Genomic DNA, 21,634 nt, shown 5'->3' with positions numbered 1-21,634 from the left:
TCAAGTGTGCCGGACACCCGGCGCTGGGTCAACAGAGCTGAGTCAACCTGACTCAACTCTTATCCGCTTCTTACGCGCAACTGGTTCCTGGCCTGCGAAGACGCACTACGGGAGACCTGCCGCACCGGAAATCCAGCCGTACGAGGACCCGGGCGCGCCACGGCCCCGGCGGCACCGGACCCCTGCCGCGCCGCGACCCCACCGCTCCGGGGAACCCGGCCCGCCCCGCCCCCGGCGGCACCCGAGCCCTGCCGCGCCGCGACCCCACCGCTCCGGGGAACCCGGCCCGCCCCGCCCCCGGTCGTCCGGCGCGGCTCGTACACCCGCACCCGCAGCAGCCCGAGGACGACGACGAGCGCGCCCGCGGCGATCCACAGCGCGGCGCCCCCGCCCGCCCAGCCGGTGTGCACGAGCACCCCGGTGAGCACCCCCGGGACCGCGCCGACGCCGAGCAGCACCGTGGCGCCCCGCGCGGTGAGCCCGAGCCGCCGCAGCCGGTGGGCGAGATGGTCCGGGCCGCCGCGCGACAGCGCCCGCCCGGCCAGCCACCGGGAGAGCACCACGAGGACGGCGTCGGCGATCGCGAGGGAGGTGAGCGCGAAGAGCACCGCCGCGCCGGCGGACGGTTCGCGGCCGGCGCGGGCGAACACCGCGGCCGAGGCGAGCACGAAGCCCGCGAACAGCGAGCCGCACGCCCCGAGCGCGCTCCGCGCGGGGTGCCAGTTGTGCAGGAGGAACCCGGCCAGCGCGGCGGCCAGCGTGCTCAGCAGCGCCACCACCCCGTCCAGCATGTCGACGGCCGCGCACACCGCCACGCCGAAGGCGGTGACGACGCCCGCCGTGCCGGCCAGCCCGTCGCTGTGGTCGAGCCCCCGGAAGGCGGCGGCGACACAGACGATCCAGCCCGCGGCGAGCACCCCGCCCGGCACCCCCGTCTCGCCGTACGGCACGACGAGCGCCGCCGCCACGGCCGTCCCCGCGAGCACGAACCGCCGCCGCAGCCGCCACGCGTCGGCGGCGAGGCCCAGCAGGGCGACCCCCGCCCCGGCGGCGAGCAGCCGCCCGGCCTCCGCGCCGAGCGGGGCGGCGCCCGTCCACTGCCCGGCCCCCGCGACCAGCGACGTGCCGAGGACGACGGCCACGCCGCCGAGCAGCGGCAGGGGCCGGCTCCGGGCCTCCTCCGAGCGCCCGCGCCCGCGCGGCTCGACGACGCCGAGGCGCAGGGCGAGCGGGCGGAGCAGCGCGGTGAGCAGGGCGGTGAGCAGGACGGCGGTGGCGGCGGCGACGATCCCGTAGAGCACGGCCTTAAACTAAGCCGACTGTCACGATTTGCGATGAATGACGCGATCGGCTCGGCGTGGCGTCGCCCCCGGGCCGGTCAGGGTCGCCTCAGCGACGCAGATCACCGCACACCCGGCTACAGTGCGGCGGAGGATAGGGGTAGTCTCAGACGGACTGCATAAGTTACCGCTTAGTAATCTCGGGGAACTCGTCGAGGAGTTCCCCGACGCAAACCCCTCGCAGGCCCGAGGAGCCCCCATGCAACTCGCCGCGATCGTCGTGTCGCTGGTCCTGACCGTGGTCGGCGTTGCGCTGCTCGCGCGCGCCGTCGGCCAGTTCGTCCGGTACTTCGGACTGGGCCAGCCCGTACCCGCCGGCAGCCGGACCGACAACCCCTACCAGCGCAGCGTGACGCTGGTGAAGGAGTTCCTCGGCCACACCCGGATGAACCGGTGGGGCATCGTCGGCATCGCCCACTGGTTCGTCGCCGTCGGCTTCCTGACGCTGCCGCCGACGATCATCACCGCCTACGGGCAGCTCTTCCAGGCCGACTGGACGCTTCCGGTGCTCGGCGGCTTCCTGCCGTACGAGCTGTACATCGAGTTCATCAGCGCGATGACCACCCTGGGCATCCTCGTGCTGATCGTGATCCGCCTGCTGAGCCTGCCCTCGCGGCCGGGCCGCAAGTCACGCTTCGCGGGCTCGAAGATGGGCCAGGCGTACTTCGTCGAGTACGTCATCCTCACCATCGGCCTCGCGATCTACGTGCTGCGCGGCCTGGAGGGCGCCCTGCACCACGTGGACCACTACGAGGCCGCGTACTTCGCCTCGTACCCGCTGGTCCTGGCCTTCAAGGGGCTGAGCGTCGCCACGCTGCAGAACCTGGTCTACCTCTTCGCGATGATCAAGCTGGGCACGACCATGATCTGGATGATCACGGTCTCGCTCAACACCAACATGGGCGTGGCCTGGCACCGCTTCCTCGCCTTCCCGAACATCTGGTTCAAGCGGAACGCGGACGGCTCCACGGCCCTCGGCGCGCTCCCGCCCATGACGAGCGGCGGCAAGCCGATCGACTTCGCCGACCCCGGCGAGGACGACGTCTTCGGCGTCTCCCAGGTCGAGCACTTCTCCTGGAAGGGCCTGCTGGACTTCTCCACCTGCACCGAGTGCGGCCGCTGCCAGTCGCAGTGCCCCGCCTGGAACACCGGCAAGCCGCTCTCCCCGAAGCTGCTGATCATGTCGCTGCGCGACCACGCGCACGCCAAGGCCCCGTACCTGCTGGCCGGCGGCGGCAAGACCGTGGAGGGCGAGGAGAAGGCGTCCGAGGAGCAGCTGAGGGACGTGCCCGCGTCCGCGCTGGCCGAGGCCGAGCGCCCGCTGGTGGGCACCGCGGAGGACAACGGCGTCATCGACCCGGACGTGCTGTGGTCCTGCACCACCTGCGGCGCCTGCGTCGAGCAGTGCCCGGTGGACATCGAGCACGTCGACCACATCGTCGACATGCGCCGCTACCAGGTGATGATCGAGAGCTCCTTCCCGTCCGAGGCGGGCACGATGCTCAAGAACCTGGAGAAGAAGGGCAACCCCTGGGGCCTGGCCAAGAAGCAGCGCCTGGAGTGGACCAAGGAGGTCGACTTCGAGGTCCCGGTCGTCGGCAAGGACATCGAGGACCTGTCCGAGGTCGAGTACCTGTACTGGGTCGGCTGCGCGGGCGCCCTGGAGGACCGCGCCAAGAAGACCACCAAGGCCTTCGCGGAGCTGCTGCACATCGCGGGCGTGAAGTTCGCGATCATGGGCGGCGACGAGAAGTGCACCGGCGACTCCGCCCGCCGCCTGGGCAACGAGCCCCTGTTCCAGGAGCTCGGCATGGAGAACGTGATGGCCCTGAACACGGCGTTCGGCGAGGAGCTGGACGACGAGGGCAAGGTCACCGAGGAGTCCAGGAAGCCGAAGTCGGCCAAGAAGATCGTCGCCACCTGCCCGCACTGCCTGAACACCCTCGGCAACGAGTACCCGCAGCTCGGCGGCGACTACGAGGTCATCCACCACACCCAGCTGCTCCAGCACCTCGTCGACGAGGGCAAGCTGGTCCCGGTGACCCCGGTCGAGGGCATCATCACCTACCACGACCCGTGCTACCTGGGCCGCCACAACAAGATCTACACGCCCCCGCGCGAGATCATCGGCAAGGTCCCGGGCCTGCGCAACGAGGAGATGCACCGCCACAAGGAGCGGGGCTTCTGCTGCGGCGCCGGCGGCGCGCGGATGTGGATGGAGGAGCGCATCGGCAAGCGCATCAACAACGAGCGCGTCGACGAGGCCCTCTCCCTGAACCCGGACATCGTCTCCACCGCCTGCCCGTTCTGCCTGGTCATGCTGACCGACTCGGTCAACGGCAAGAAGAACGACGGCAAGGCCAAGGAGTCGGTCCAGGTCGTCGACGTGGCCCAGCTGCTGCTGGACTCCGTCAGGACCCCCGCCCCGGACGACGAGCCCCCGGCGGGCACCGCCGAGTCGGAGAGCGCACCGGAGCCGGAGCCGGTGAAGTAGCCGGCGCCGACGCCGCGTCCGACACCCCCGGGTTCCGCACGGAACCCGGGGGTGTCGTCGCATCCGCGGGCTCGGAGACTCCCCGGACGCGCGTACGCCCCCGCCCCCCGGCACGGGTCTCCTGATCACCGGCCGCACCGCGGCCCCGGGAGAACTCCCGCCGACGCGGACGGTCCGACGGACCCGGCCGCCGGCGCCGACGGCGTCCGGCCGCCCCGGGCCCGACCGGGCCGTGCCGAGGTGACACCGCTGCCGCGGACCGGGGCCTCCCCCGTACGGCCCATCCCCGACCGTCCACGGGGACAAGGCCGTTCGCCCCCTTAGGGGATGTCACAGCTCGGCCGCAAAGCCGGGTCCGGACGCCCGGGCCCGGCACGTCATTCTTCGGGACCAGGTACGTTCGAAGGCGTGGCTGGATTCAGGATCGGACGCGGCCGGGACAACGGCGCTCCTCAGACGCGACCGCAACACCCTCCGTACGGACAGCAGACGCCGCAGGGACCGTCGTACGGCTACCCCCCGGCGCCGCAGCCGTACCCGCAGCAGCCGCCGTACGGCAGCAGCGGCGGCGGCCCCTGGCCGCAGGGGAACCACGGCGGCTACGGCGACCAGGGCGAGCCGGAGTACTTCGGCGACGGCACCTACCCGCCGGACCAGGGCCCGGCCGGCCCGCACGACCCGTACGCGGCGAACAACCCGGGCCACACCCAGGTGTTCTCGATCGGCGAGGAGCCCTACGGCCAGGGCGAGACCTACCGCGCGGGCTCGGCCCCGCCGCCCGGCCCGATCGGCCCGCGCCTGCACTGGAAGGAGCTGCTGAAGGGCATCGTCACCGCCCCCGGCCAGACCTTCCTGCAGATGCGCGACTACACGATGTGGGGCCCCGCCCTGGTCGTGACGTTCCTCTACGGCCTGCTGGCGGTCTTCGGCTTCGACGAAGCCCGCGCGGAGGCGATCGGCGCCACCCTGTCGAACGCCATCCCCATCGTCCTGACGACGGCGGTCGCGATGGTGCTCAGCGCCTTCGTCCTGGGCGTGGTCACCCACACCCTGGCCCGCCAGCTCGGCGGCGACGGCGCCTGGCAGCCCACGGTCGGCCTCTCCATGCTGATCATGTCCCTCACGGACGCGCCCCGCCTGATCGTCGCGATGTTCTTCGGCGGCGACGCCTCCTTCGTGCAGATCCTGGGCTGGGCGACCTGGGTGGCGGCCGGCGCCCTGCTGACCGTGATGGTCAACCGCTCCCACGACCTGCCGTGGCCGAAGGCCCTGGGCGCGTCGGCGATCCAGCTGGCCGCGCTGCTGTCGATCGTGAAGCTGGGCACGTTCTAGACGATCCCGCCATGCGCGAAGGCCCCCGGCACAGCCGGGGGCCTTCGTCGTCGCTCCGCCGCCGTCCGCTCAGGCGTCGAGCACCTGTCCGCCGCGCCGGACGACGGGCGGCTGGACGGACCACGGGAAGTTGATCCAGTCGTCGGTCCGCTTCCACACGTACTCGCACTTCACCAGCGACTGCGACTTCTCGTAGATCACGGCGCTGCGCACCTCGGCGACGGCGTCGAGGCAGAAGTCCCGCACGAGCTTGAGCGTCTTGCCGGTGTCGGCGACGTCGTCGGCGATGAGCACCTTCTTGTCGGAGAAGTCGACGACGTTGGGCACCGGCGCGAGCATCACCGGCATCTCCAGGGTGGTCCCCACGCCCGTGTAGAACTCCACGTTGACCAGGTGGATGTTCTTGCAGTCGAGGGCGTAGGCGAGCCCGCCGGCGACGAAGACGCCGCCCCGGGCGATGGAGAGCACGATGTCGGGCTCGTACCCGTCGTCGGCGATGGTCTGCGCGAGCTCCCGGACGGCGGTGCCGAACTGCTCGTAGGTCAGGTTCTCTCGTACGTCACTCATGTCGCCGCGCTCACACCTGGGTCCGATGGAAGTTGAGGAAGGACCGGGAGGCAGTGGGCCCGCGCTGCCCCTGGTACCGGGATCCGTACCGCTCGCTGCCGTAGGGGTACTCGGCCGGCGAGGTGAGCCGGAACATGCACAGCTGCCCGATCTTCATTCCGGGCCACAGCTTGATCGGCAGGGTCGCGAGATTCGACAGCTCCAGGGTCACGTGCCCCGAGAAGCCGGGGTCGATGAACCCGGCCGTGGAGTGCGTGACGAGCCCGAGCCGCCCGAGCGAGCTCTTCCCCTCCAGCCGCGAGGCGAGGTCATCGGGGAGGGTGATCACCTCGTACGTGCTGGCCAGCACGAACTCACCGGGGTGCAGGATGAACGGTTCGTCCCCCTCGGGCTCGACGAGCCGCGTCAGATCCGCCTGCTCGACGGAGGGGTCGATGTGCGGGTACCGGTGATTCTCGAACACCCGGAAGTAACGGTCGAGGCGCACGTCGATGCTGGACGGCTGCACCATGGATTCGTCGTAGGGATCGATCCGCACCCGCCCGGCGTCGATCTCGGCCCGGATGTCCTTGTCTGAGAGAAGCACGCCCCGAGGATACGCAAGGCGCGCGGAACGGCCACAATCGCGCCGACTCCACGCGCCCGGGAAACTGCTGGTACGGTGCACCGCTGCCGCGGCCGCGGCGTCCCGCGGACACGGTCACAGCCGTCCTCGCGGCCGTGCCCGTGTCCTTTTTCGCACCTGCCCGTGCAGTCGCTCACGCGGCCGCACGGGCAGCCGCCTCTGCTCCTGCTACCGCTTCTGCAAGCTCACCGGCACGACACTGCGCAACCGTGCGCATCGCGGACAGCGCAGGAGCCGTCCGGGGCCGAGTCGCTCGGCCTGCTGCATCGGGAACGAAGCGGTGGTGAACACGTGCCCATCGGCACAGCGGACGACGGTGCGCTCCATCAAGTCCTAGAGTCCCTTCCCCAAGAGCCGCGTCTGGCCAACTGCCTGACGACAAAAGCCACATTACGGGATTAAAGAGACGACTCTCCAGGCGGCACTCCGCCCCCGCCCGGCCCCTCTCCTACCCCCACCGTACGCCCCAACTCCGGCCCCCCGCAGCCGCGTCCCTCCCCCCGGAACGCACTCAGGCCCACGGCGTGAACACCGAGGGCCTGGGATGAGGTACAGTGGGCGAGCGTTCGGGCACCGACTCCGGATATCCACCGGTCGGCGTCTTACGCGGGTGTAGTTTAATGGTAGAACATCAGCTTCCCAAGCTGAGAGCGCGAGTTCGATTCTCGTCACCCGCTCCAGATTGAAACCCCAGGTCAGCGACCTGGGGTTCGCTTGTTGTCTGGTCCCATTCGGGTGCAGCGTGCTCCTTACGTGCCACAACACTCCAGCCGGACTTCTGCGTTCACCCTGGCCAACGGCCTGGAGGTGGGGAGTAGCGGGGCGGCATGCGCAGGTCGGTCTTGGACAGGCCGTGCCGAATACGCCGGCCGCGCCACCCCGCGCACGGGCCGCAGCACCTGCTCCCCCGCAGCCTTCCTTGCTGCGCGGACACCGCCGGCACCGTCCTCACCGACCACCACGAGGCAGGCGCGGACGTCGATGCCGCGGCGGAGGTCCCGCTCGCGGCCCCGCGAACGGTCGAGGTGGCCTCGCTCGGCAGCCTGCTCGAGGCTCGCCGGATCCGCTGGGGCTGGATGACGCCGACAGGTGACCCGCCAGGCCGCTGTGCCCATGGAGATCACGCGGCACCAGACGACGGGATACTTCGTTCCCCGGTGGAGGCCGGGCCACTGCCGCAGCCCGAGCTGCCCGCGGTACCCGCAGGGGAACACCCGCGAGACGCCCGGATCGTTCCTGAGCCGCACGGTCACCACCGAGCCTGGTGTCGCCGGGCCCACGGCCTGGGAGGGCCACGACCGGGCCTGTGATCAGAGCGGGTGGGACATCCACGCAGGAGCGGGCCGTCCACTCCTCACCGTCGGTACGGACTCCGCCCTCGATCCCCGTCACCTCGGTGACGGCGCAGGCCGCTTCGCCGACCCGTGGATCCGTGGATCCGTGCCGAGGCGCGCGGTATGCGCCGGGAGGAGACGACGCGGGGCGACAGAGCGCACGGACGGCACCGTGCCGCGGCGGGGATTCCGTACGCCGGGAGCTGGAGTGGCGGGGACGCCGCAGGCCCCCGCCGACGGCCGCCGGGGAGCAGGCCGTCGGCGGCGTCGGGCTCCGCATCGCTTCCCTGGCCGATCGTCCCCGCTTCGCCCTGCGAGCGGGCCCGCGTCGGAGGACCATCGACGGGAGACAGTCTCTGGAGGACCCGTGCGTGGTGCGGTGGGTGATGACGTGGGGCCGTGGCCGGCGGGCGACCCGGATTTCTGGCGGCAGGTCGTCGAGCGGCTGGACACGGCCCTGCTGGTGCTGGACGGCGCCGGACGGATCGTCGCCGTGAACCCGGCGGCCGGGCGGCTGCTGGACCGCACCACCGCGGCGATGCGGGGCGCGGACGCGCACGATCTGCTGCACCGGGATGCGGACGGCAACAAGGTGCCGCGGGACCGGTGCCCGCTGCTGCGCGCGCTGGCCGAGGGGAGCGGAGCCCGCGGGGAGGGCGGCACCTATCTGCGGGGCGACGGCAGTCTGCTGACGGTTTCCTGGTGCGCCTCTCCCCTGGCGGAGGACGGCTCCGGCAGGGGCATGGCCCTCCTGTTCACGGATGCCACCGCGTCCACCGGGAGCGAACGGCACGCACACGCGCGCTGGAGGACCTCAACGAGCGGCTGTCCCTGGTCGCCGAGATCACGGACGTACTGGGGCAGACCCTGGAGACCGACGAGGCCCTGGCCCGCCTGGTGCGCCTGCTGGTGCCCCGCCTCGCCGACTGGGCGGCGGTGGATCTCCGGACCGGTTCCGGGGAGGTCCACCGTGTGGCGGTGACCGGTCCGGAGGGACGGGACGCCGGATTCAAGGGCCGGCGCGCCCCCGGCCCGGAGGCCGGTGAGGCCGGGGACTCCCCTCTGGGCCGGGCGCTGACCGGCGGGGAATCCGTGCTCCAGGTGCGGGTGGGAGCCGTCGCACCGACCGCCGGACGTTCCCCTCTGGCCGCTCTCCACAGCGGCTTCCTGGATGTCGTGGGCGCGAGCTCCGCCGTCACGGTGCCGCTGGGCGCCGAGGGCCGGATCACCGGGGCGCTCACGGTGGTGCGCACCGACCCGGCGCATCCCTTCGACGACGGCGACCTGGAGGCGGTGAGCGACGTCGGCCGCCGGGTCGGCATGGTCATCGACAACACCCGCCGCTACGGCCGTCAGCGCGCCGTCGCCGAGGCCATGCAGCGCAACCTGCTCGCCCCGCTGCCCCGGCCCGGCCGCCTCCGGCTGGCCGCCCGCTACCAGCCCGCCCCGGCGGGCTCGCAGGTCGGCGGGGACTGGTACGACGCCTTCACGCTGCAGGACGGCGCGCTCGCCCTGGTCATCGGTGACGTCGTGGGCCACGACCTGACCGCGGCAGCCGGCATGGCCCAACTGCACGGCATACTGCGCTCACTGGCCTGGGACCACACCGGTCCGCCCGGTGCCGTCGTCGACCGTCTCGACGCCGCCATGCCCGTCATCACCACCGTCCCTCTGGCCACCCTGATCCTGGCCCGGGTCGAGGGCGACCCGGACACGGGACCGTGGACGCTCCGCTGGACCAGCGCGGGGCACCCGCCCCCGCTGCTCCTCTCCCCGGACGGCACGGCGTACTACCTGGAAGCCGGCCAGGGGCTGCTCCTCGGCACCGGTCCGGTCACCGGTGCGGGCCGGCCGGACGCCGCACACCCCCTGGAGCCCGGCTCCACCCTGCTGCTGTACACCGACGGACTCGTCGAGACACCGGGCAGCGACCTCGACACGGGGCTGGACCGGCTGCGCCGGCACGCCCTCGCCCTCGCCCACGAACCGCTGGACACGCTGTGCGACCGAGTCCTCGCCCGTGTGCCTCCCGGCAGCGCCGACGACGTGGCCCTGCTCGCCCTGCGCATGCCGCCGCCATGAGATGACGGCGGCGCCGCCCACGGCTGCCGCACCCCCGCGCCCCCGCTCGTGGCGGCCGAGCGGCGCGGCCGCGCCGAGGAGGCCGCGGTGAGCGAGCGGGAAGCGCGCGGCGTCGGCAGGGCGAGCGCGGCGACACCGCCCGTCGCCCCTCCGGTACCGATGACCGGCCGTCACGCCGCTACCGGTGACCGGCCGTCACGCCGTCCTTGCACGCGGGGAGCAGGCGGGCGCCCCTGGTACCTGGGGCGCCTCGCCGGATGCCGTCTTTGCGCGAGGAGCAGGCCGAGGGAACCGAGGGCTTTCGCGGGCCGGCCCCGTCCTCGGGGAGAGCGACCGGGCGGTCCGTGGGCGGGCCCGTGGCCAGGCTCCTCGCCGTGCCCGTCCGGCGGGCGCCGGCGGGTGCGGGAGACGACGCCTCGCCACTGCACCAGCCCGGGTCACTGGCCTGGGCTCGAAGAAGGGCGGGTCACGGCCGTCGGGAAGGCTCAGTCGCCGGACGTCCGCCCCCGGCGCACCTGGGGAGACTTCGCGGCCTCGGCCTCCGCCTTGGCGTCGTTCACCGCGGCGGCGGCCTCCTTCTCCGCCTCCCCGGCGGCCATGGCGGCGTCCAGGGAAACCGTCGAACCCGCGTCGAGCTGCGCCGTCCGGGGAGCGTCCGGCGTGTCGTCATCGTCGGCGGTGCCTGTTTCCCTGGACGGCACGGGTCCGGCAGGGCCTGCCGCCGAGTCGTCACCGAATGCGCGGGTGACGGTCCGCACCGCCTCGGTCAGCTCGCCCGGGATCACCCAGAACGTGTTGTTGTCGCTGCCTGCCAGGTGCGGGAGTGTCTCCAGGTACTTGTAGGCCAGGACCTTCGGGTCGGCATTGTTGCGGTGGACGGCCTGGAAGACGAGTTCCACCGCCTTGGACTCGCCGTCCGCCCGCAGGATCATGGCCTGCTGCGTGCCCTGGGCCTCCAGGATGTCCTTCTGTTTCGTGCCTTCCGCGGTGAGGATCTTGGCTTGCCGCTCCCCTTCGGCGTGCAGGATGGCCGCGCGCTTGTCACGCTCGGCCCGCATCTGCTTCTCCATCGCTTCCTTGATGGTGTGCGGTGGATCGATGGCCTTGATCTCGACGCGGTTGACCCGGATGCCCCACTTGCCGGTGGCGTCGTCGAGGACCGCGCGGAGCCGGGAGTTGATCTCCTCACGCGAGGTGAGCGTCTCCTCCAGGTCCATGCTGCCGATGACGTTGCGCAGCGTGGTCACGGTGAGCTGGTCGATCGCCTGGAGGTAGTCGGCGACCTCGTAGGCCGCCGCCCGTGGGTCCGTGATCTGGTAGTAGAGGACGGTGTCGATGTTCACCACGAGGTTGTCCTCGGTGATAACCGGCCTGGGGTCGGACGAGTAGACCTGCTCGCGGACGTCGAGTTTGGTGTTGATGCGGTCCGCCACGGGCAGGACCAGGTTCAGGCCGGGCTGCAGCGTCCGGCGGTACCGGCCGAACCGCTCGATGTTGTAACGGCGCGCCTGCGGGACGATCCGCACCGTGGCGGCCACGAGGAAGACGACGACGAGGGCCGCCACGAGGATGGGGATGACAACCGGGTCCACAGTGCCTCCGTCGCTGCCTGTGTTCAGTCGTTCAAGGAAGGAGTTCGCGGGGGTGGACGACGGCCGTGGCGCCTTCGATCTCCATGACGTCCACCAGCGCTCCCACCGGGATCACCAGGCTCTCGTCGAGGGCGCGCGCGGACCACTCCTCGCCGGAGAGCTTGATCAGGCCACGGGTCGCGGTGACCTCCTGCACGACCTCGGCCCGCCTGCCGATCAGCGCGTCACTGCCCTCGCGGACGAGGGGTTGCTGTGCCATGTGCCGCAGCGCGACAGGACGGACGACGAGAAGGCCCGCCGCCGCTGCCGCTCCGAGGGCCACGAGCTGGCCGAGGAGACCGATGCCGGCACCGGCGACGACGGCGGCGACCAGCGCGGCGCCCGCCAGCAACCCGAAGACCAGCGTCAGTGTGAAGAACTCCGCGACACCCAGCGCCGTGGCGGCGAGCAGCCACACGAACCACGGCATCGGATCACCCTCCTTCAGCGTCCTTCCTCACCGGGCCGCCTCCCGGAACACCGGGCGGACGGGCGCCCGGGCTCAGCCGGATGCCTTACGGCTGCGGTGCTGGAGCCACCTGTGTCCGCCGTGGTGACGGCCGCGGGCCCCGCGCGGAGCCGACGGGGCCGGCCCCCGGACGGGTGCCCCGGAGCGGCCGTAGTGGAAGGCGGTGGTGCGGTCTCCGTGCTGCGAGTTGAGGCGGTGGATGAGGATCGCCCCGAGAGCGATCACTGCCAGGATCACAGCCACGGTCACGAACGTCTCCACGGCCCTCACCTTCCCCTCTGCTGAGTCGGCGTCGCGGCGGTCACGGCCGGAATCCGTGGACGTACGGCCGGATCGCGGACCTCGTGGCCGCCTTCGGAGTCCCATGCCTCCCCGGCCCGGCCGGCCTCGTCCACCGTCCGCGGGCGGACCGCTTCCTCCATCAGCCGGCTCGCGGTCGACGTACCGAGCGGATCGCTCGCGGCGGCCATCAGCCGGGCGGCCGTGCCGGGGTTCGTCCGCGGCGGGACCACCAGGAGGTTCCAGCGGCCCGTGCGGTACGAGAGGAGCAGCAGCTCGTGCGGGTCCTGCTCGGACAGGAACCAGCCCACCTTCACCACGTGCCCGGCGACGGACACCTTGTGCGGTACGACCGGCCAATGGGTGGGATTGACCGTGACCCGGGTGATCCGCCCCCACCGGGGATCCAGTACGGCCGTCAGGGCGGGGAGTTCCGCCGCCAGATCGCGGGAGCGGGGCCACCAGGCGCCGTCCAGCAGTGCCGGCGCGGGGCCGGCGGGAGCAAGCGACAGCCGAGGAGAGGACGGGGGGAACCGGTCGTCGGCTTCGGCTGCCGGCGGGCGGTGAACGGTCTCAGTCATGATCCGAACCCTGCCCCGGGCCGACCGCGGCCGGCCCGGCGTATTCGATCACCGAAAACGACACCGGCCTGGAAGCCGGTGTGCGAAATGTCCTCGGTGACTTCAGCCTACTCCCCGGACGGGCCGGACGACCCCGACGGACGGCCGTACCGAGCGCCGAGGCGCACAGCTGATCATGGTGGGCCCGGGCGCTCCGGATCCACTCGCTCGGTGCCGGTGCCGGTTCGCTCGGTGCCGATGGCGACGCCACCGCCGTCCAGGTCGCGCGGACGGGCGGCGCCCGGATGTGCCCGGGCAGATGCGCGGGCCGGGGAGGCTGCGACGATAGCGTATGGAAATGCGCCGAAAGCACACAAAGCAGGTTTTGTGGCTATACGGCGCTACCCCCAGGAGGTGCCTCATTGTGCCCCGCACCGCATGAGCGTTCGGCCTTCCTCGGGCTGCTGCCCTGGCCGGAGCGCGTGCAGGTGGCCCGGGCCCTGCGGACGGAGACGGTCGGCGGCCTGGTGCTGCTGGGGGCCGCCGTGGTGGCGCTCGTATGGGCGAACACCCCGTGGAGCGGAAGCTACGAGGCACTGCGCGACGTCCATTTCGGCGTACCCGCGCTGGGGCTGGACCTGTCGGTGCAGCACTGGACCGCCGACGGGTTGCTCACCGTCTTCTTCCTGGTCGCCGGGATCGAGCTCAAGCGCGAACTGGTAGCCGGCGGGCTGAGCACCCCGGCGACGGCCGCCCTGCCGGTCGTCGCCGCGGTCTGCGGCATGGTGGTACCCGCGGCGATCTACCTGGCCGCGGTCACGGCCGGTGGCGGACGTACCGGAGGCTGGGCGGTACCGATGGCCACCGACATCGCCTTCGCCCTGGCGGTGCTCGCCGTGCTCAGCACCCACCTGCCCACCGCTCTGCGGGCCTTCCTGCTGACCCTGGCGGTCGTCGACGACCTGGGCGCGATCCTCGTCGTGGCGGTGTTCTTCTCCAGTGGCCTGCAGCCGGTCGCGCTCGGGGGCGCCTGCGCCGGACTGTTGGTCCTCTCCCTGTTGCAGCGGTTCCGGGTGCGCGGCTGGTGGTGGTACGTACCGCTGGGCGTGGTCATCTGGGCACTGACGTACAACGGCGGGGTGCACGCCACCGTGTCCGGGGTGGCGATGGGCCTGGCCCTGCGCTGCGTCCGGGACCGGGAAGCGGGGGAGGACGCCTCACCCGGGGAACGCGCCGCTCACCTGCTGCGGCCGGTTTCCGCGGGTTTCGCCGTGCCGTCGTTCGCCCTGTTCGCCGCCGGAGTGGGCATCTCGGTCTCCGCGCTGGGCGAGGTGTTCACCCGCCCCGAGCCACTGGGCGTGGTGCTGGGACTGGTGATCGGCAAGACGGTGGGGATCTTCGCTGGGACCTACCTCGCGGCCCGGTTCACCCGCGCCCGGCTCAATCCCGCCCTGGCCTGGGCCGACGTCTTCGCCCTCGCGGTGCTGACCGGTATCGGTTTCACGGTCGCGCTCCTGATCGCCGAGGTGTCCTTCCCCGACCCGGCCGACGCCGGGCGCGTCAAGGTCGCGGTCCTGCTGGGCTCGCTGCTCGCCGCGGGCGTGGCCGCGCCGCTGGTCAAACGCCGTGACCGCATCTACCGCAGGCTGTGGGAGGCGGAGAACCGCGACGCGGACGCCGACGGCATCCCCGACGTCCACCAGCAGGGCACGGACAGACCCGCGCCCGGCGCCCCGGGCGAGCACTGAACGCCGGACAGCACCCACCGGCCGCCCCCCTGCGGGTGCTGTGGCCGCGTCGTGGCTGCCCACGGTCTCGCCTGGCGCCGAGCGGTGGGCCGAGGACGGCGGTAAGCAGGTGGCGGATCTCCGGGATGGTCAAGGAGATCCGTTCACTGCTGCGGGCTGGGCGGTGCGGATCGGTGGGCCGCTTCGGTGCCGCGTCGGCGGCGACGGCGGCCAGGAAGGCCAGGGCGAGCACGGCGAGGGTGATGTGCCGGTGCCACGAGGTCCAGTGCCTGACTTGGTAGTGGTCGAGTCCGACCTGGCCCTTCGCTGCCTGGAGGCACTCTTCGACGCTCCAGCGGACGCCGGCGACGCGGACCGGCTCCGCAAGGGTGACCGTGGTGGGTGATCAGCACAGGCAGAAGGCGAGTTCGCCGGTGGTGCGGTTGCGGCGGATCAGGAGGGGGCGGTGTTCGTCGGTGCCGGTGTGAATCCAGGCCCAGTCGCAGTGGCGCGGGCCCTTCGCGCCGTTGCCCGCGCTGTGCCGCTGCCAGGCGGTGGCGGGCAGGCGTGCGGCGACGGTGTCCGCGCAGGCAGGCGTGCGGGCCTGCGTTGATCCGCATCCGTCTCGAGCAGGCGACGACCATCACGTAGCCGGTGCCGCGCGGCTTCAAGGGCGGCACGAAGCCGAGGGTCCTGCCCGTAGGCTTCGTCACCGTCACCCAGGAGTGCTCGGGCAGGTGGAACCGGCGGTCGACCAGCGCCCGCCCGCGGCTGGTGGTGCAGGCGAGGAAGACCCCGAACTGGGCGTTCCCGATGCGCCCCGCGGTGCCGGTGTACTGGCGTTGCACTCCCGCCGAGGCGTACTCCTTCCTCATGAAGCCGGTCTCGTCCACGATCAGCACCGCGCCGTCGGTGCCGAGGTGTTCGACGGCGTAGGCACGCAGGTCATCACGGACGGCGTCGGCATCCCAGCGGGCGTAGCGCAGCAGGCGCCGCATCGGCCCCGGCCAGGTCGGGCCGGCCTGTTCGGCCGGCTGCCGGCAGTTCTTCCGCTCCGCGTTCGACAGCAGCCCGAGCGGACGGGCACGGGCACTCGCCCCCGGCTCGACTCGGCCGACACGGCCCGCGATCCGGGCCATGGCCTGGTCGAACATCTCCCGACAACGGGCGGGGTCTACGCCATGGCCCGCGGCTACCGCACGATCTTCGTTCGTTCACACACCAACCGGTGATCACGCGGTGGCCGTACCCGTTCCCATCCGGGTACGGCCACAAGATCGTGAAACCAGGCTGGGGTACTAGCCGTCCGGACTCGCGGCCGACGCCGGTACCTCGACGACGAAGAACAGGAAGCACGGTTTGGTCGACAGGGCGTGGAAGTCGTCGGGGAACAGGTCACGGGCGGCCGGGTCGGGCTGCGGCTCACTGATGACGGACATGCGGAAGCCGGCGGTGGTGAAGGCATCGGTCATCGCGTGCAGCGGCTTGCGCCAGAACCTCATCGGGAAGGACTGCCCGTCGAACGTCCAGTCGAAGGTGTAGCTGGTGGACGCGAAGTAATCGGGCCGGGGATCCTGGATCGCGTAGGCCACGAAGGGGTGGTCCACCGACGCGATCAGCCGGCCGCCGGGCCTGAGCACGCGCCGTATCTCGGCCAGCGTCGGCCCCCAGTCCTCCAGGTAGTGCAGGACCAGTGACGCGACCACGTCGTCGAACGCGCCGTCGCCGAACGGCAGCCGGTCACGCAGGTCGGCCATGTGCAGGGCCACGTCGCCACCGAGTCGCCGCCTGGCCAGCGCCAGCATCCCGGCGCTGGCGTCGATGCCGGTGACAACGGCGCCGCGGTCGCGCAGGGCGGCGGACAGGGGGCCCGAGCCGCAGCCGGCGTCCAGGACGCGGCGGCCGGTCACGTCCCCGGCGAGGGCCAGCATCGCGGGCCGCTCGTAGTGCGCGTTCACGAGGTTGTTCTCGTTCTCCGCCGCGTACGCCTCGGCGAAGCTGTCGTAGTCGTTCGCCTGGACCGGATCCGCAGGCTGAGCGGGACTCTCGGGCACGCCGGTTACGCGTTCCATCGTCGCAGCCTAGTAGTCACATGCTCCGTCTGCGGGAGCTCACCACGGGCCGACTCAATTCAGCCGGTGGGTGTCTTCCAGTTCCTGCCGCTCGGCGGGAGCAGGACGTCGGAGACTTGCAGCGCCTGCCCGGAGGCGTCGCACGCGACGACCAGGACGCTGAGGACGGGAACGCCGTCCGGGAGGCCGCGGAGTTCGGCTTCGGCACGTTCGGGCAGCCGGGCCGAGACCCGTTCCGTCACGTGGTCGAAGCGGACCTTCTTCCACGCCGCCACGTGAACGCGCGCATCCGGTTGCTGATCGCGGGGCCGGGCCTGGACGGGGAACTGCCGGTCGCCGACCTGCGCGGCATGCTCGGCCGGTCGTCCACACCCTCACGGCCAAGGACGCGGAGCCGGTCGGCTCAGTTCTGGAGTGGCACCCCTCCGGGGCCACCGGGATGCTCGCGGCGACGGCCCGCGGAGTACGCGGCGCCTGCGAGGTCCGGGACGCGGGACTCCCCGTCCCCCTCACCGACGAGGGCCCGGCGATCCACGAAGTCGACCTGGACGAGGCCCTGAGCCGCAACCGACTGGCCCGCGCGATCATGACGACGGCCACCCTGGACGAGGTCGAGGCCCTCAGTCGTGAGGTGTGCGGCTTCTCCGAGATCGACTACGAGCGCAGCAAGGCGCTGTGGCTCAAGGAGCAGCCGGCGGCGGAGCTGGCCGCCGAGGCGGTGCTGCCCCGGCTCGACCGGTTCGGGGCCGCCCCCGAAGCCGCGGCATCACCCAGAGCGGCTCCGTCCGCGGTTCCGTGAATCCCCAGGTCAGCGGCAAGAACGCTGGCCGTTTCGGCAGCGTCCTTCCTGCCATGGCGAGCAAGACGGTTGAGGATGTGCTGTTTCCCGGGATCGATGTGCGGGTGGAGGGGGTGAGCGGCTCCTCCGGCATTCTGGTGGTGGAAGCGGTGTCACCGGCCAGCCCAGGCCGGTGCCCGAATCGGCGCAAGCAGGCCCGCCGCGTACACAGCACGTACCAACGCACCGTGGACGAAAGGTCGTTGGGGTCGCGCCGGGTCATCATCCGGTTGCGGGTGCGCCGATACTTCTGCGGACCCGCATCCTCGAGAACGGCCCGTGAGACAGTCGGGCACGGCTCACCGATCGTCACCGAGGAGAAGGATCCATGAGAGCGTTGCCCGCCATCACCAGACGTGATGAGTTCGATGTCCTGGTCGTCAGGACCGACTACCACGACGACCATGCGTGGCAGGACGTGGCGGCGGCGTTGATGGAGCCCTGGGGTGACAGGCAGTACGAGGCGCACGTCCACTTCGTCGACGATCCGGTCTGGGCGGGGGCGACCGTTGACGAGGTGCTGACCGCGGTCCGCGACGACGACGACCTGGCGGTTGTTTTTCTCGCCGACCGTACAACCATGCAGGCCGAGGGCCATGCGCTGCTGGCGGTCACCACGCTGACGCGGGAGGAGTGCGTGGACGAGGAGGACTACGAACAGCTGACCGAGTTCGGCCGCGAGTTCCGCGCCATCCCCGCAGGTGTCCACGACGTCCACGCGAATCTGAGCATCGGCAACCTGGGCTTCGAGGAGTACGCGGCATGGGCTCACGATGATCCCGAGGGGATCTACCGGTCCTGAGGATGCATGCACTCATGATCCATGCATACCGTTCCGCAAGCCGGCCTCCCCCGGAACGGACCCGGTCCGGTGGTGACGACCTTTCAAGCCGGCACTCCACACCGGAGTGAAGAACCGCACCCGTCAAAACTGAATGCGGCTGCCGACATCACCGGCTGACACCGACAAGCGTGAACAGCAGCGACCGATGCCGGGCCTTACTGGACAATCGGCCCAGGCGTGGGCTCGGTTGACCGATATCGGCGGTCGCCGGTGATCGACCTTGTAAGGTTCCCCGCATGGTGACTGCGACTGTCCGTGAGTGGCACGACGAGGAAGGGTGGGGCGTGCTCGACTCGCCGGAGACGCCCGGCGGTTGCTGGGGCCACTACTCCCATATCCAGATGGAAGGCTTCCGCACGCTGTCGCCGGGACAGCGGGTGGACCTCGAGTGGGAGGCCCCTGGCTTCAAGCAAGACGGGTACGACTACCGAGCGGTGAACATTTTCCCTCAGCCAGTCTGACATCCACAGCTGACACCGACGACGACGTACGGCAGTAGCTACGAGCGGTCCGTCACAGTCTCGCCTGCCGGGTACCCGAAGCTCCTGGGACCGCGTTGCCCGAACTCCTGAACCGATGGCCGAGATTCTCAACGGGAAACAAGGATTCCCCGGCGCGTTCCTGCGTCAAGAAGGGGAACAAATGATTGAGAATCTGACAATCGGCGAACAGATCGTGCTGCTTGCCCTGGTGAAAAGAGCGGCGCCCTGCGGGAGGCGCCACTACGGGTGTCTCTGGCCGTTTCGGCGGCTGCCTCGCTGGAGCTGACCTTAACCGGGCACGCAGTAGTGCGTGACGGCGCACTCGTCCCGGCCCGGACATCGGCGCCTGCGCCGGCGGATCCGGCGGCAGCGGTCATGGCTGAACACATGCGAAACCATCCCGAGGAGACGTTTCGGGAATGGCTGTTGGCCGTACGCGAGCAGGAATTCGTCGCCGTGTACGGCGGACTGTCAGCAAGGCAGTTGGTACGCAGGCAGGATCGTCGGGTCCTCGGCGCCTTCGGATCGATCAGGTATCCGGTCACGGACCTCGCGGTGCTCGTGGCACTGCGCGAGCGGTTGGCCGCCGCGCTCACCCAAGACCGGAATTCCAACGAGCGGATAGCCGCACTGATCACCGTACTGCACCACGCGGGCCTCCGGTCTGTCATGTCCCACAGTGCCGATACGGCAGCGGCCGAATCCCGGTTCGTCGCGATCGCCGAGGGGCAGGGGCCGGCCGCGGCACTCGCAGAGACGGTCCGCGATACAGTGGCGGCTCTCGCCGCGGTCATCGCCGAGCCCGCCCTGTAGAGAAATGCGATGTCGAAGGAAAAGGCGGCCTGCCAGAAGTACAGCAGCCTCAGCAGCCGATCATGGTCGGCGACGACTCCGAAGAGCTGAACGGCGATCCTGTAAACCTCATCGCCCGTCCTTGTGGAACTATGAATCGGAATTCCGGGCCATCATCGACGGGGCCGCAAAGGGGCAGACACAACGCGGGCACTGGGCCGTCCCCGGGCTGTACGGGGTCGCCCAACACCGACCGACAACGACAGAAGCCCACGGCGTCCGACCTGGTCGGAGCCGTGCGCTTCTTCTGTTCCGCTGGTCAGCGGAACCGGTGGTCAGTAGACCGGTGACTGATCGCCTCCTCAGCCCGCCGGCAGCACGAGTCGTGCCGCAAGCGCTGCGGCCCTCGAATCTCAGAGCGCCCACCAGCAGAACAACCGGAACCCTGCCGACCGCGCCCGGTCGGCCAGTCCGCCAAGTTGGACCAGTGCTTCCAGCGCGGTCTCAGGGGCGACTCCGAACTGCCGCAGTTCATCGGTTTCGGCCCACCGCCCAGCGGCGTCAATCAGGGATGTGTGCGAGGCCGACGCCAGCGCCTCCTGCAGGCTGTCGGAAACGCTGAGGATGAACGCGCTCTCGGCTTCCGGGGACGACAGCACCTGTCCAGAGCGAGGCCGCTCCGAGGCCTCCTCGTAAGTGCACCCGGTGAGGACCGCTTCCAGGCGGGCCATCACCACCACCGGATCGAACCCTTTGAGCGGGACCACATCAAACGCAGACCGGTGAGGGCCACCGGGCTGGTCCAGCACTCGGACGGCGGCATCGTCGTCGGAGGCCGAGAAGTACTCGCACATGACCACGAGGTGATCCTTGCACGCGGAGCCGGCGAAGCGACACGCCTGCGCGACAGGGGCCGACGACGACCACCAGGCACACAGGTCCACCGCCTCTGATCGGGGAAACCCCAGTTCGCCAAGATTCCCGGCAAGCTCCAGGAGGAGAAGTGGGCCCGCCCCCCCCAGGCCCCCTGTTCGGGGTTCTTCCGCCGGCAGGGGACCTGTCGCTGTGCCGGACCTCCCAGGGCGCGCGTCCTGTCTACGTGTCGCCTCCGTGCCCGGCGTCTTCCCGACCGGTCGGCACGGGCGCGGCCGGGCGGACCGCGGTGAAGTCCTGGAACTCGTAGCGGGTGGCGGAGAGCAGCAGCAGCCACTCGTCGCAGCCCTGCCATGGAGAGAGGTCGCCGGCGCCTGCGCGCACCACCCGCGGTCCGTCCCCGGTGCGGGGGCGCGCGTCCGCCGGCGCGTCCGTGAAGTGCGGGATCCACACGTCGGCGCAGATCTCGTTGGCCGACCCCATCGCCGCCAGTCCGAAGGCGTTCTCGGGTGCGAGCAGGTGCGGTACCGCTGCGGCGCCGGGATCGGCCACGGTCTCCGCGCCGGCCCGTCGCGGTTCTCGTGCCGTCCACGTCTTCTCGGCGCAGTGGGTGAGCTCAGCGGTTCGCGCCGTCCGCAGGCGGCCCGGGGCGGCCTCTGGCAGAACCTTGCATCATGATGGGGATGCAACTTCCCGACAGGAAGCTGGTGTTGAGGAGTGCGTGCAGCGCTCACCGGTGAGAGGAGCGGCGGATGGCGACGATGACGGCGGCCCAGCGGAGGGAGCAGGCCAAGGCGGAGTACGACGCCTTCGTGGCGGCCTGCCCCAGCCGCAAGCTGCTCGACCGGATCTCCAACAAATGGGTCACGCTGGTCCTGGCCGCGCTCGGCAGCGACAGCACGCACCGGCCGGGTGCCGAGTGCGCGGGCGAGCCGCGGGCGATGCGCTACTCGGAGCTGTCCCGCCTGCTGGCCGGCGTCAGCCAGAAGATGCTCACGCAGACGCTGCGTTCCCTGGAGCGCGACGGCCTGGTGGCGCGCACCGTGGTGCCGACCGTGCCCGTCACCGTCTCCTACGAGCTGACCGATCTCGGCCTGTCGCTGTACGAGACGGTGCGCGGTCTCAAGGCCTGGGCCGAGGTGCACATGGACGATGTGCTCGCCCACCGCGAGACGTACGACGCCCGCGTCGCCTGAGAAGGCGCCACGCCGTACGGGTCTCTCCCACTGTCTTCGGCAGGTGCCGTCGGCCAGGTGACTTCCGGCTCCGGCCTCTGGCGGTTCGACCGGTGAT

20 protein-coding genes, 1 tRNA gene and 2 pseudogenes are annotated in these 21,634 nt (G+C 71.1%); 12 read left to right on the top strand and 11 right to left on the bottom strand.

The features are described from left to right. Positions 1–59 precede the first annotated feature (59 nt). Positions 60–1,301, bottom strand: coding sequence for an MraY family glycosyltransferase (locus tag ACIBAI_RS13655; protein WP_399033831.1), 1,242 nt, complete (start codon positions 1,299–1,301; stop codon positions 60–62). A 238-nt stretch (positions 1,302–1,539) separates the two neighbouring features. Between ACIBAI_RS13655 and ACIBAI_RS13650 the strand changes: the two genes are divergently transcribed. Together ACIBAI_RS13650 and ACIBAI_RS13645 are read left to right on the top strand one after the other, a co-directional pair. Beyond that, positions 1,540–3,834 carry a (Fe-S)-binding protein gene (locus tag ACIBAI_RS13650; protein ID WP_399033830.1) on the top strand — a complete coding sequence of 765 codons (2,295 nt, stop codon included), beginning with the start codon at positions 1,540–1,542 and terminating at the stop codon, positions 3,832–3,834. Between the two features lie 327 nt (positions 3,835–4,161). Next, a complete protein-coding gene (locus ACIBAI_RS13645; RefSeq protein ID WP_399033828.1) occupies positions 4,162–5,166 on the top strand; it encodes a Yip1 family protein in 1,005 nt (334 codons plus the stop codon). Between the two features lie 69 nt (positions 5,167–5,235). Here the strand turns inward: ACIBAI_RS13645 and ACIBAI_RS13640 are convergent, their stop codons facing one another. Both ACIBAI_RS13640 and dcd read right to left on the bottom strand, forming a co-directional pair. Then, a complete protein-coding gene (locus tag ACIBAI_RS13640; RefSeq protein ID WP_344605532.1) occupies positions 5,236–5,733 on the bottom strand; it encodes a phosphoribosyltransferase in 498 nt (165 codons plus the stop codon). Between the two features lie 10 nt (positions 5,734–5,743). After that, the gene (gene dcd / locus ACIBAI_RS13635; RefSeq protein WP_344605534.1) at positions 5,744–6,319 is read right to left on the bottom strand and encodes a dCTP deaminase; all 576 of its coding nucleotides are present in this window, start codon (positions 6,317–6,319) and stop codon (positions 5,744–5,746) included. Positions 6,320–6,964: 645 nt separating this feature from the next. Between dcd and ACIBAI_RS13630 the strand changes: the two genes are divergently transcribed. Both ACIBAI_RS13630 and ACIBAI_RS13625 read left to right on the top strand, forming a co-directional pair. After that, positions 6,965–7,038: transfer RNA gene (locus ACIBAI_RS13630), tRNA-Gly, on the top strand. 1,021 nt (positions 7,039–8,059) lie between these two features. Next, a pseudogene (locus ACIBAI_RS13625) lies at positions 8,060–9,774 on the top strand (SpoIIE family protein phosphatase). A gap of 485 nt (positions 9,775–10,259) precedes the next feature. On the opposite strand, the gene ACIBAI_RS13620 reads toward ACIBAI_RS13625, so the two are convergent. The 3 genes from ACIBAI_RS13620 to ACIBAI_RS13610 form a co-directional block, all read right to left on the bottom strand. Further along, a complete protein-coding gene (locus tag ACIBAI_RS13620) occupies positions 10,260–11,366 on the bottom strand; it encodes an SPFH domain-containing protein (RefSeq protein WP_399033825.1) in 1,107 nt (368 codons plus the stop codon). A gap of 31 nt (positions 11,367–11,397) precedes the next feature. Then, positions 11,398–11,835, bottom strand: a complete 438-nt coding sequence (locus ACIBAI_RS13615) for an NfeD family protein (RefSeq protein ID WP_399033823.1) — start codon at positions 11,833–11,835, stop codon at positions 11,398–11,400. Between the two features lie 305 nt (positions 11,836–12,140). Then, positions 12,141–12,734: a DUF5994 family protein gene (locus ACIBAI_RS13610; protein ID WP_399033821.1), complete on the bottom strand. Its 594-nt coding sequence runs from the start codon at positions 12,732–12,734 to the stop codon at positions 12,141–12,143. Between the two features lie 401 nt (positions 12,735–13,135). Between ACIBAI_RS13610 and nhaA the strand changes: the two genes are divergently transcribed. Beyond that, complete coding sequence (nhaA, locus tag ACIBAI_RS13605) at positions 13,136–14,461, top strand: Na+/H+ antiporter NhaA (RefSeq protein ID WP_399033819.1); 1,326 nt, start codon at positions 13,136–13,138, stop codon at positions 14,459–14,461. Between the two features lie 143 nt (positions 14,462–14,604). Here the strand turns inward: nhaA and ACIBAI_RS13600 are convergent, their stop codons facing one another. The 3 genes from ACIBAI_RS13600 to ACIBAI_RS13590 form a co-directional block, all read right to left on the bottom strand. Continuing rightward, complete coding sequence (locus ACIBAI_RS13600) at positions 14,605–15,579, bottom strand: transposase (protein ID WP_399033981.1); 975 nt, start codon at positions 15,577–15,579, stop codon at positions 14,605–14,607. A gap of 159 nt (positions 15,580–15,738) precedes the next feature. Next, entirely contained in the window at positions 15,739–16,512 is a 774-nt protein-coding gene (locus ACIBAI_RS13595) for a class I SAM-dependent methyltransferase (RefSeq protein ID WP_399033817.1), read from the bottom strand. A gap of 59 nt (positions 16,513–16,571) precedes the next feature. Next, positions 16,572–16,787 carry a UTRA domain-containing protein gene (locus ACIBAI_RS13590; protein ID WP_399033815.1) on the bottom strand — a complete coding sequence of 72 codons (216 nt, stop codon included), beginning with the start codon at positions 16,785–16,787 and terminating at the stop codon, positions 16,572–16,574. Here ACIBAI_RS13590 and ACIBAI_RS13585 point away from each other — a divergent pair. The 6 genes and pseudogenes from ACIBAI_RS13585 to ACIBAI_RS13560 form a co-directional block, all read left to right on the top strand. Continuing rightward, positions 16,788–17,289: pseudogene (locus ACIBAI_RS13585) on the top strand (DUF1152 domain-containing protein); the annotation flags it as partial. It abuts the gene before it with no gap. A gap of 75 nt (positions 17,290–17,364) precedes the next feature. Next, the gene (locus ACIBAI_RS13580) at positions 17,365–17,682 is read left to right on the top strand and encodes a transposase family protein (protein ID WP_399033979.1); all 318 of its coding nucleotides are present in this window, start codon (positions 17,365–17,367) and stop codon (positions 17,680–17,682) included. After that, complete coding sequence (locus ACIBAI_RS13575) at positions 17,679–18,152, top strand: DUF6924 domain-containing protein (RefSeq protein ID WP_399033813.1); 474 nt, start codon at positions 17,679–17,681, stop codon at positions 18,150–18,152. The genes ACIBAI_RS13580 and ACIBAI_RS13575 overlap by 4 nt, the downstream gene beginning before the upstream one ends. 278 nt (positions 18,153–18,430) lie before the next feature. Further along, entirely contained in the window at positions 18,431–18,655 is a 225-nt protein-coding gene (locus ACIBAI_RS13570; RefSeq protein WP_399033811.1) for a cold-shock protein, read from the top strand. A gap of 115 nt (positions 18,656–18,770) precedes the next feature. Next, positions 18,771–18,962 (top strand): hypothetical protein, encoded by a 192-nt coding sequence (locus ACIBAI_RS13565; protein ID WP_399033990.1) that lies wholly within the window; start codon positions 18,771–18,773, stop codon positions 18,960–18,962. Further along, positions 18,923–19,489: a GPP34 family phosphoprotein gene (locus ACIBAI_RS13560; RefSeq protein WP_399033809.1), complete on the top strand. Its 567-nt coding sequence runs from the start codon at positions 18,923–18,925 to the stop codon at positions 19,487–19,489. Before ACIBAI_RS13565 ends, ACIBAI_RS13560 begins: the two co-directional genes overlap by 40 nt. 392 nt (positions 19,490–19,881) lie before the next feature. Here ACIBAI_RS13560 and ACIBAI_RS13555 read toward each other — a convergent pair whose 3' ends face one another. Both ACIBAI_RS13555 and ACIBAI_RS13550 read right to left on the bottom strand, forming a co-directional pair. After that, positions 19,882–20,322 carry a hypothetical protein gene (locus ACIBAI_RS13555; RefSeq protein WP_399033808.1) on the bottom strand — a complete coding sequence of 147 codons (441 nt, stop codon included), beginning with the start codon at positions 20,320–20,322 and terminating at the stop codon, positions 19,882–19,884. A 241-nt stretch (positions 20,323–20,563) separates the two neighbouring features. Beyond that, positions 20,564–20,893: a hypothetical protein gene (locus tag ACIBAI_RS13550; protein ID WP_399033806.1), complete on the bottom strand. Its 330-nt coding sequence runs from the start codon at positions 20,891–20,893 to the stop codon at positions 20,564–20,566. Between the two features lie 200 nt (positions 20,894–21,093). Between ACIBAI_RS13550 and ACIBAI_RS13545 the strand changes: the two genes are divergently transcribed. Beyond that, entirely contained in the window at positions 21,094–21,537 is a 444-nt protein-coding gene (locus ACIBAI_RS13545) for a winged helix-turn-helix transcriptional regulator (RefSeq protein ID WP_399033804.1), read from the top strand. Positions 21,538–21,634: the final 97 nt, after the last annotated feature.

This window comes from Streptomyces sp. NPDC051041 (assembly GCF_044456065.1).
Lineage (GTDB): Bacteria > Actinomycetota > Actinomycetes > Streptomycetales > Streptomycetaceae > Streptomyces > Streptomyces glaucus.
The sequence above is the reverse complement of the archived record's forward strand: the minus strand, read 5'-3'. Positions and strand labels throughout refer to the sequence as shown.

Coding starts and splice junctions, on each gene's coding strand:
- ACIBAI_RS13650 (WP_399033830.1), top strand. CDS start 1,540: ATGCAACTCGCCGCGATCGTCGTGTCGCTGGTCCTGACCGTGGTCGGC.
- ACIBAI_RS13645 (WP_399033828.1), top strand. CDS start 4,162: ATGTCACAGCTCGGCCGCAAAGCCGGGTCCGGACGCCCGGGCCCGGCA.
- ACIBAI_RS13640 (WP_344605532.1), bottom strand. CDS start 5,733: ATGAGTGACGTACGAGAGAACCTGACCTACGAGCAGTTCGGCACCGCC.
- ACIBAI_RS13615 (WP_399033823.1), bottom strand. CDS start 11,835: ATGCCGTGGTTCGTGTGGCTGCTCGCCGCCACGGCGCTGGGTGTCGCG.
- ACIBAI_RS13610 (WP_399033821.1), bottom strand. CDS start 12,734: ATGACTGAGACCGTTCACCGCCCGCCGGCAGCCGAAGCCGACGACCGG.
- ACIBAI_RS13600 (WP_399033981.1), bottom strand. CDS start 15,579: ATGGCCCGGATCGCGGGCCGTGTCGGCCGAGTCGAGCCGGGGGCGAGT.
- ACIBAI_RS13595 (WP_399033817.1), bottom strand. CDS start 16,512: ATGGAACGCGTAACCGGCGTGCCCGAGAGTCCCGCTCAGCCTGCGGAT.
- ACIBAI_RS13580 (WP_399033979.1), top strand. CDS start 17,365: ATGGCGAGCAAGACGGTTGAGGATGTGCTGTTTCCCGGGATCGATGTG.
- ACIBAI_RS13575 (WP_399033813.1), top strand. CDS start 17,679: ATGAGAGCGTTGCCCGCCATCACCAGACGTGATGAGTTCGATGTCCTG.
- ACIBAI_RS13570 (WP_399033811.1), top strand. CDS start 18,431: ATGGTGACTGCGACTGTCCGTGAGTGGCACGACGAGGAAGGGTGGGGC.
- ACIBAI_RS13565 (WP_399033990.1), top strand. CDS start 18,771: ATGGCCGAGATTCTCAACGGGAAACAAGGATTCCCCGGCGCGTTCCTG.
- ACIBAI_RS13555 (WP_399033808.1), bottom strand. CDS start 20,322: ATGTGCGAGTACTTCTCGGCCTCCGACGACGATGCCGCCGTCCGAGTG.
- ACIBAI_RS13545 (WP_399033804.1), top strand. CDS start 21,094: ATGGCGACGATGACGGCGGCCCAGCGGAGGGAGCAGGCCAAGGCGGAG.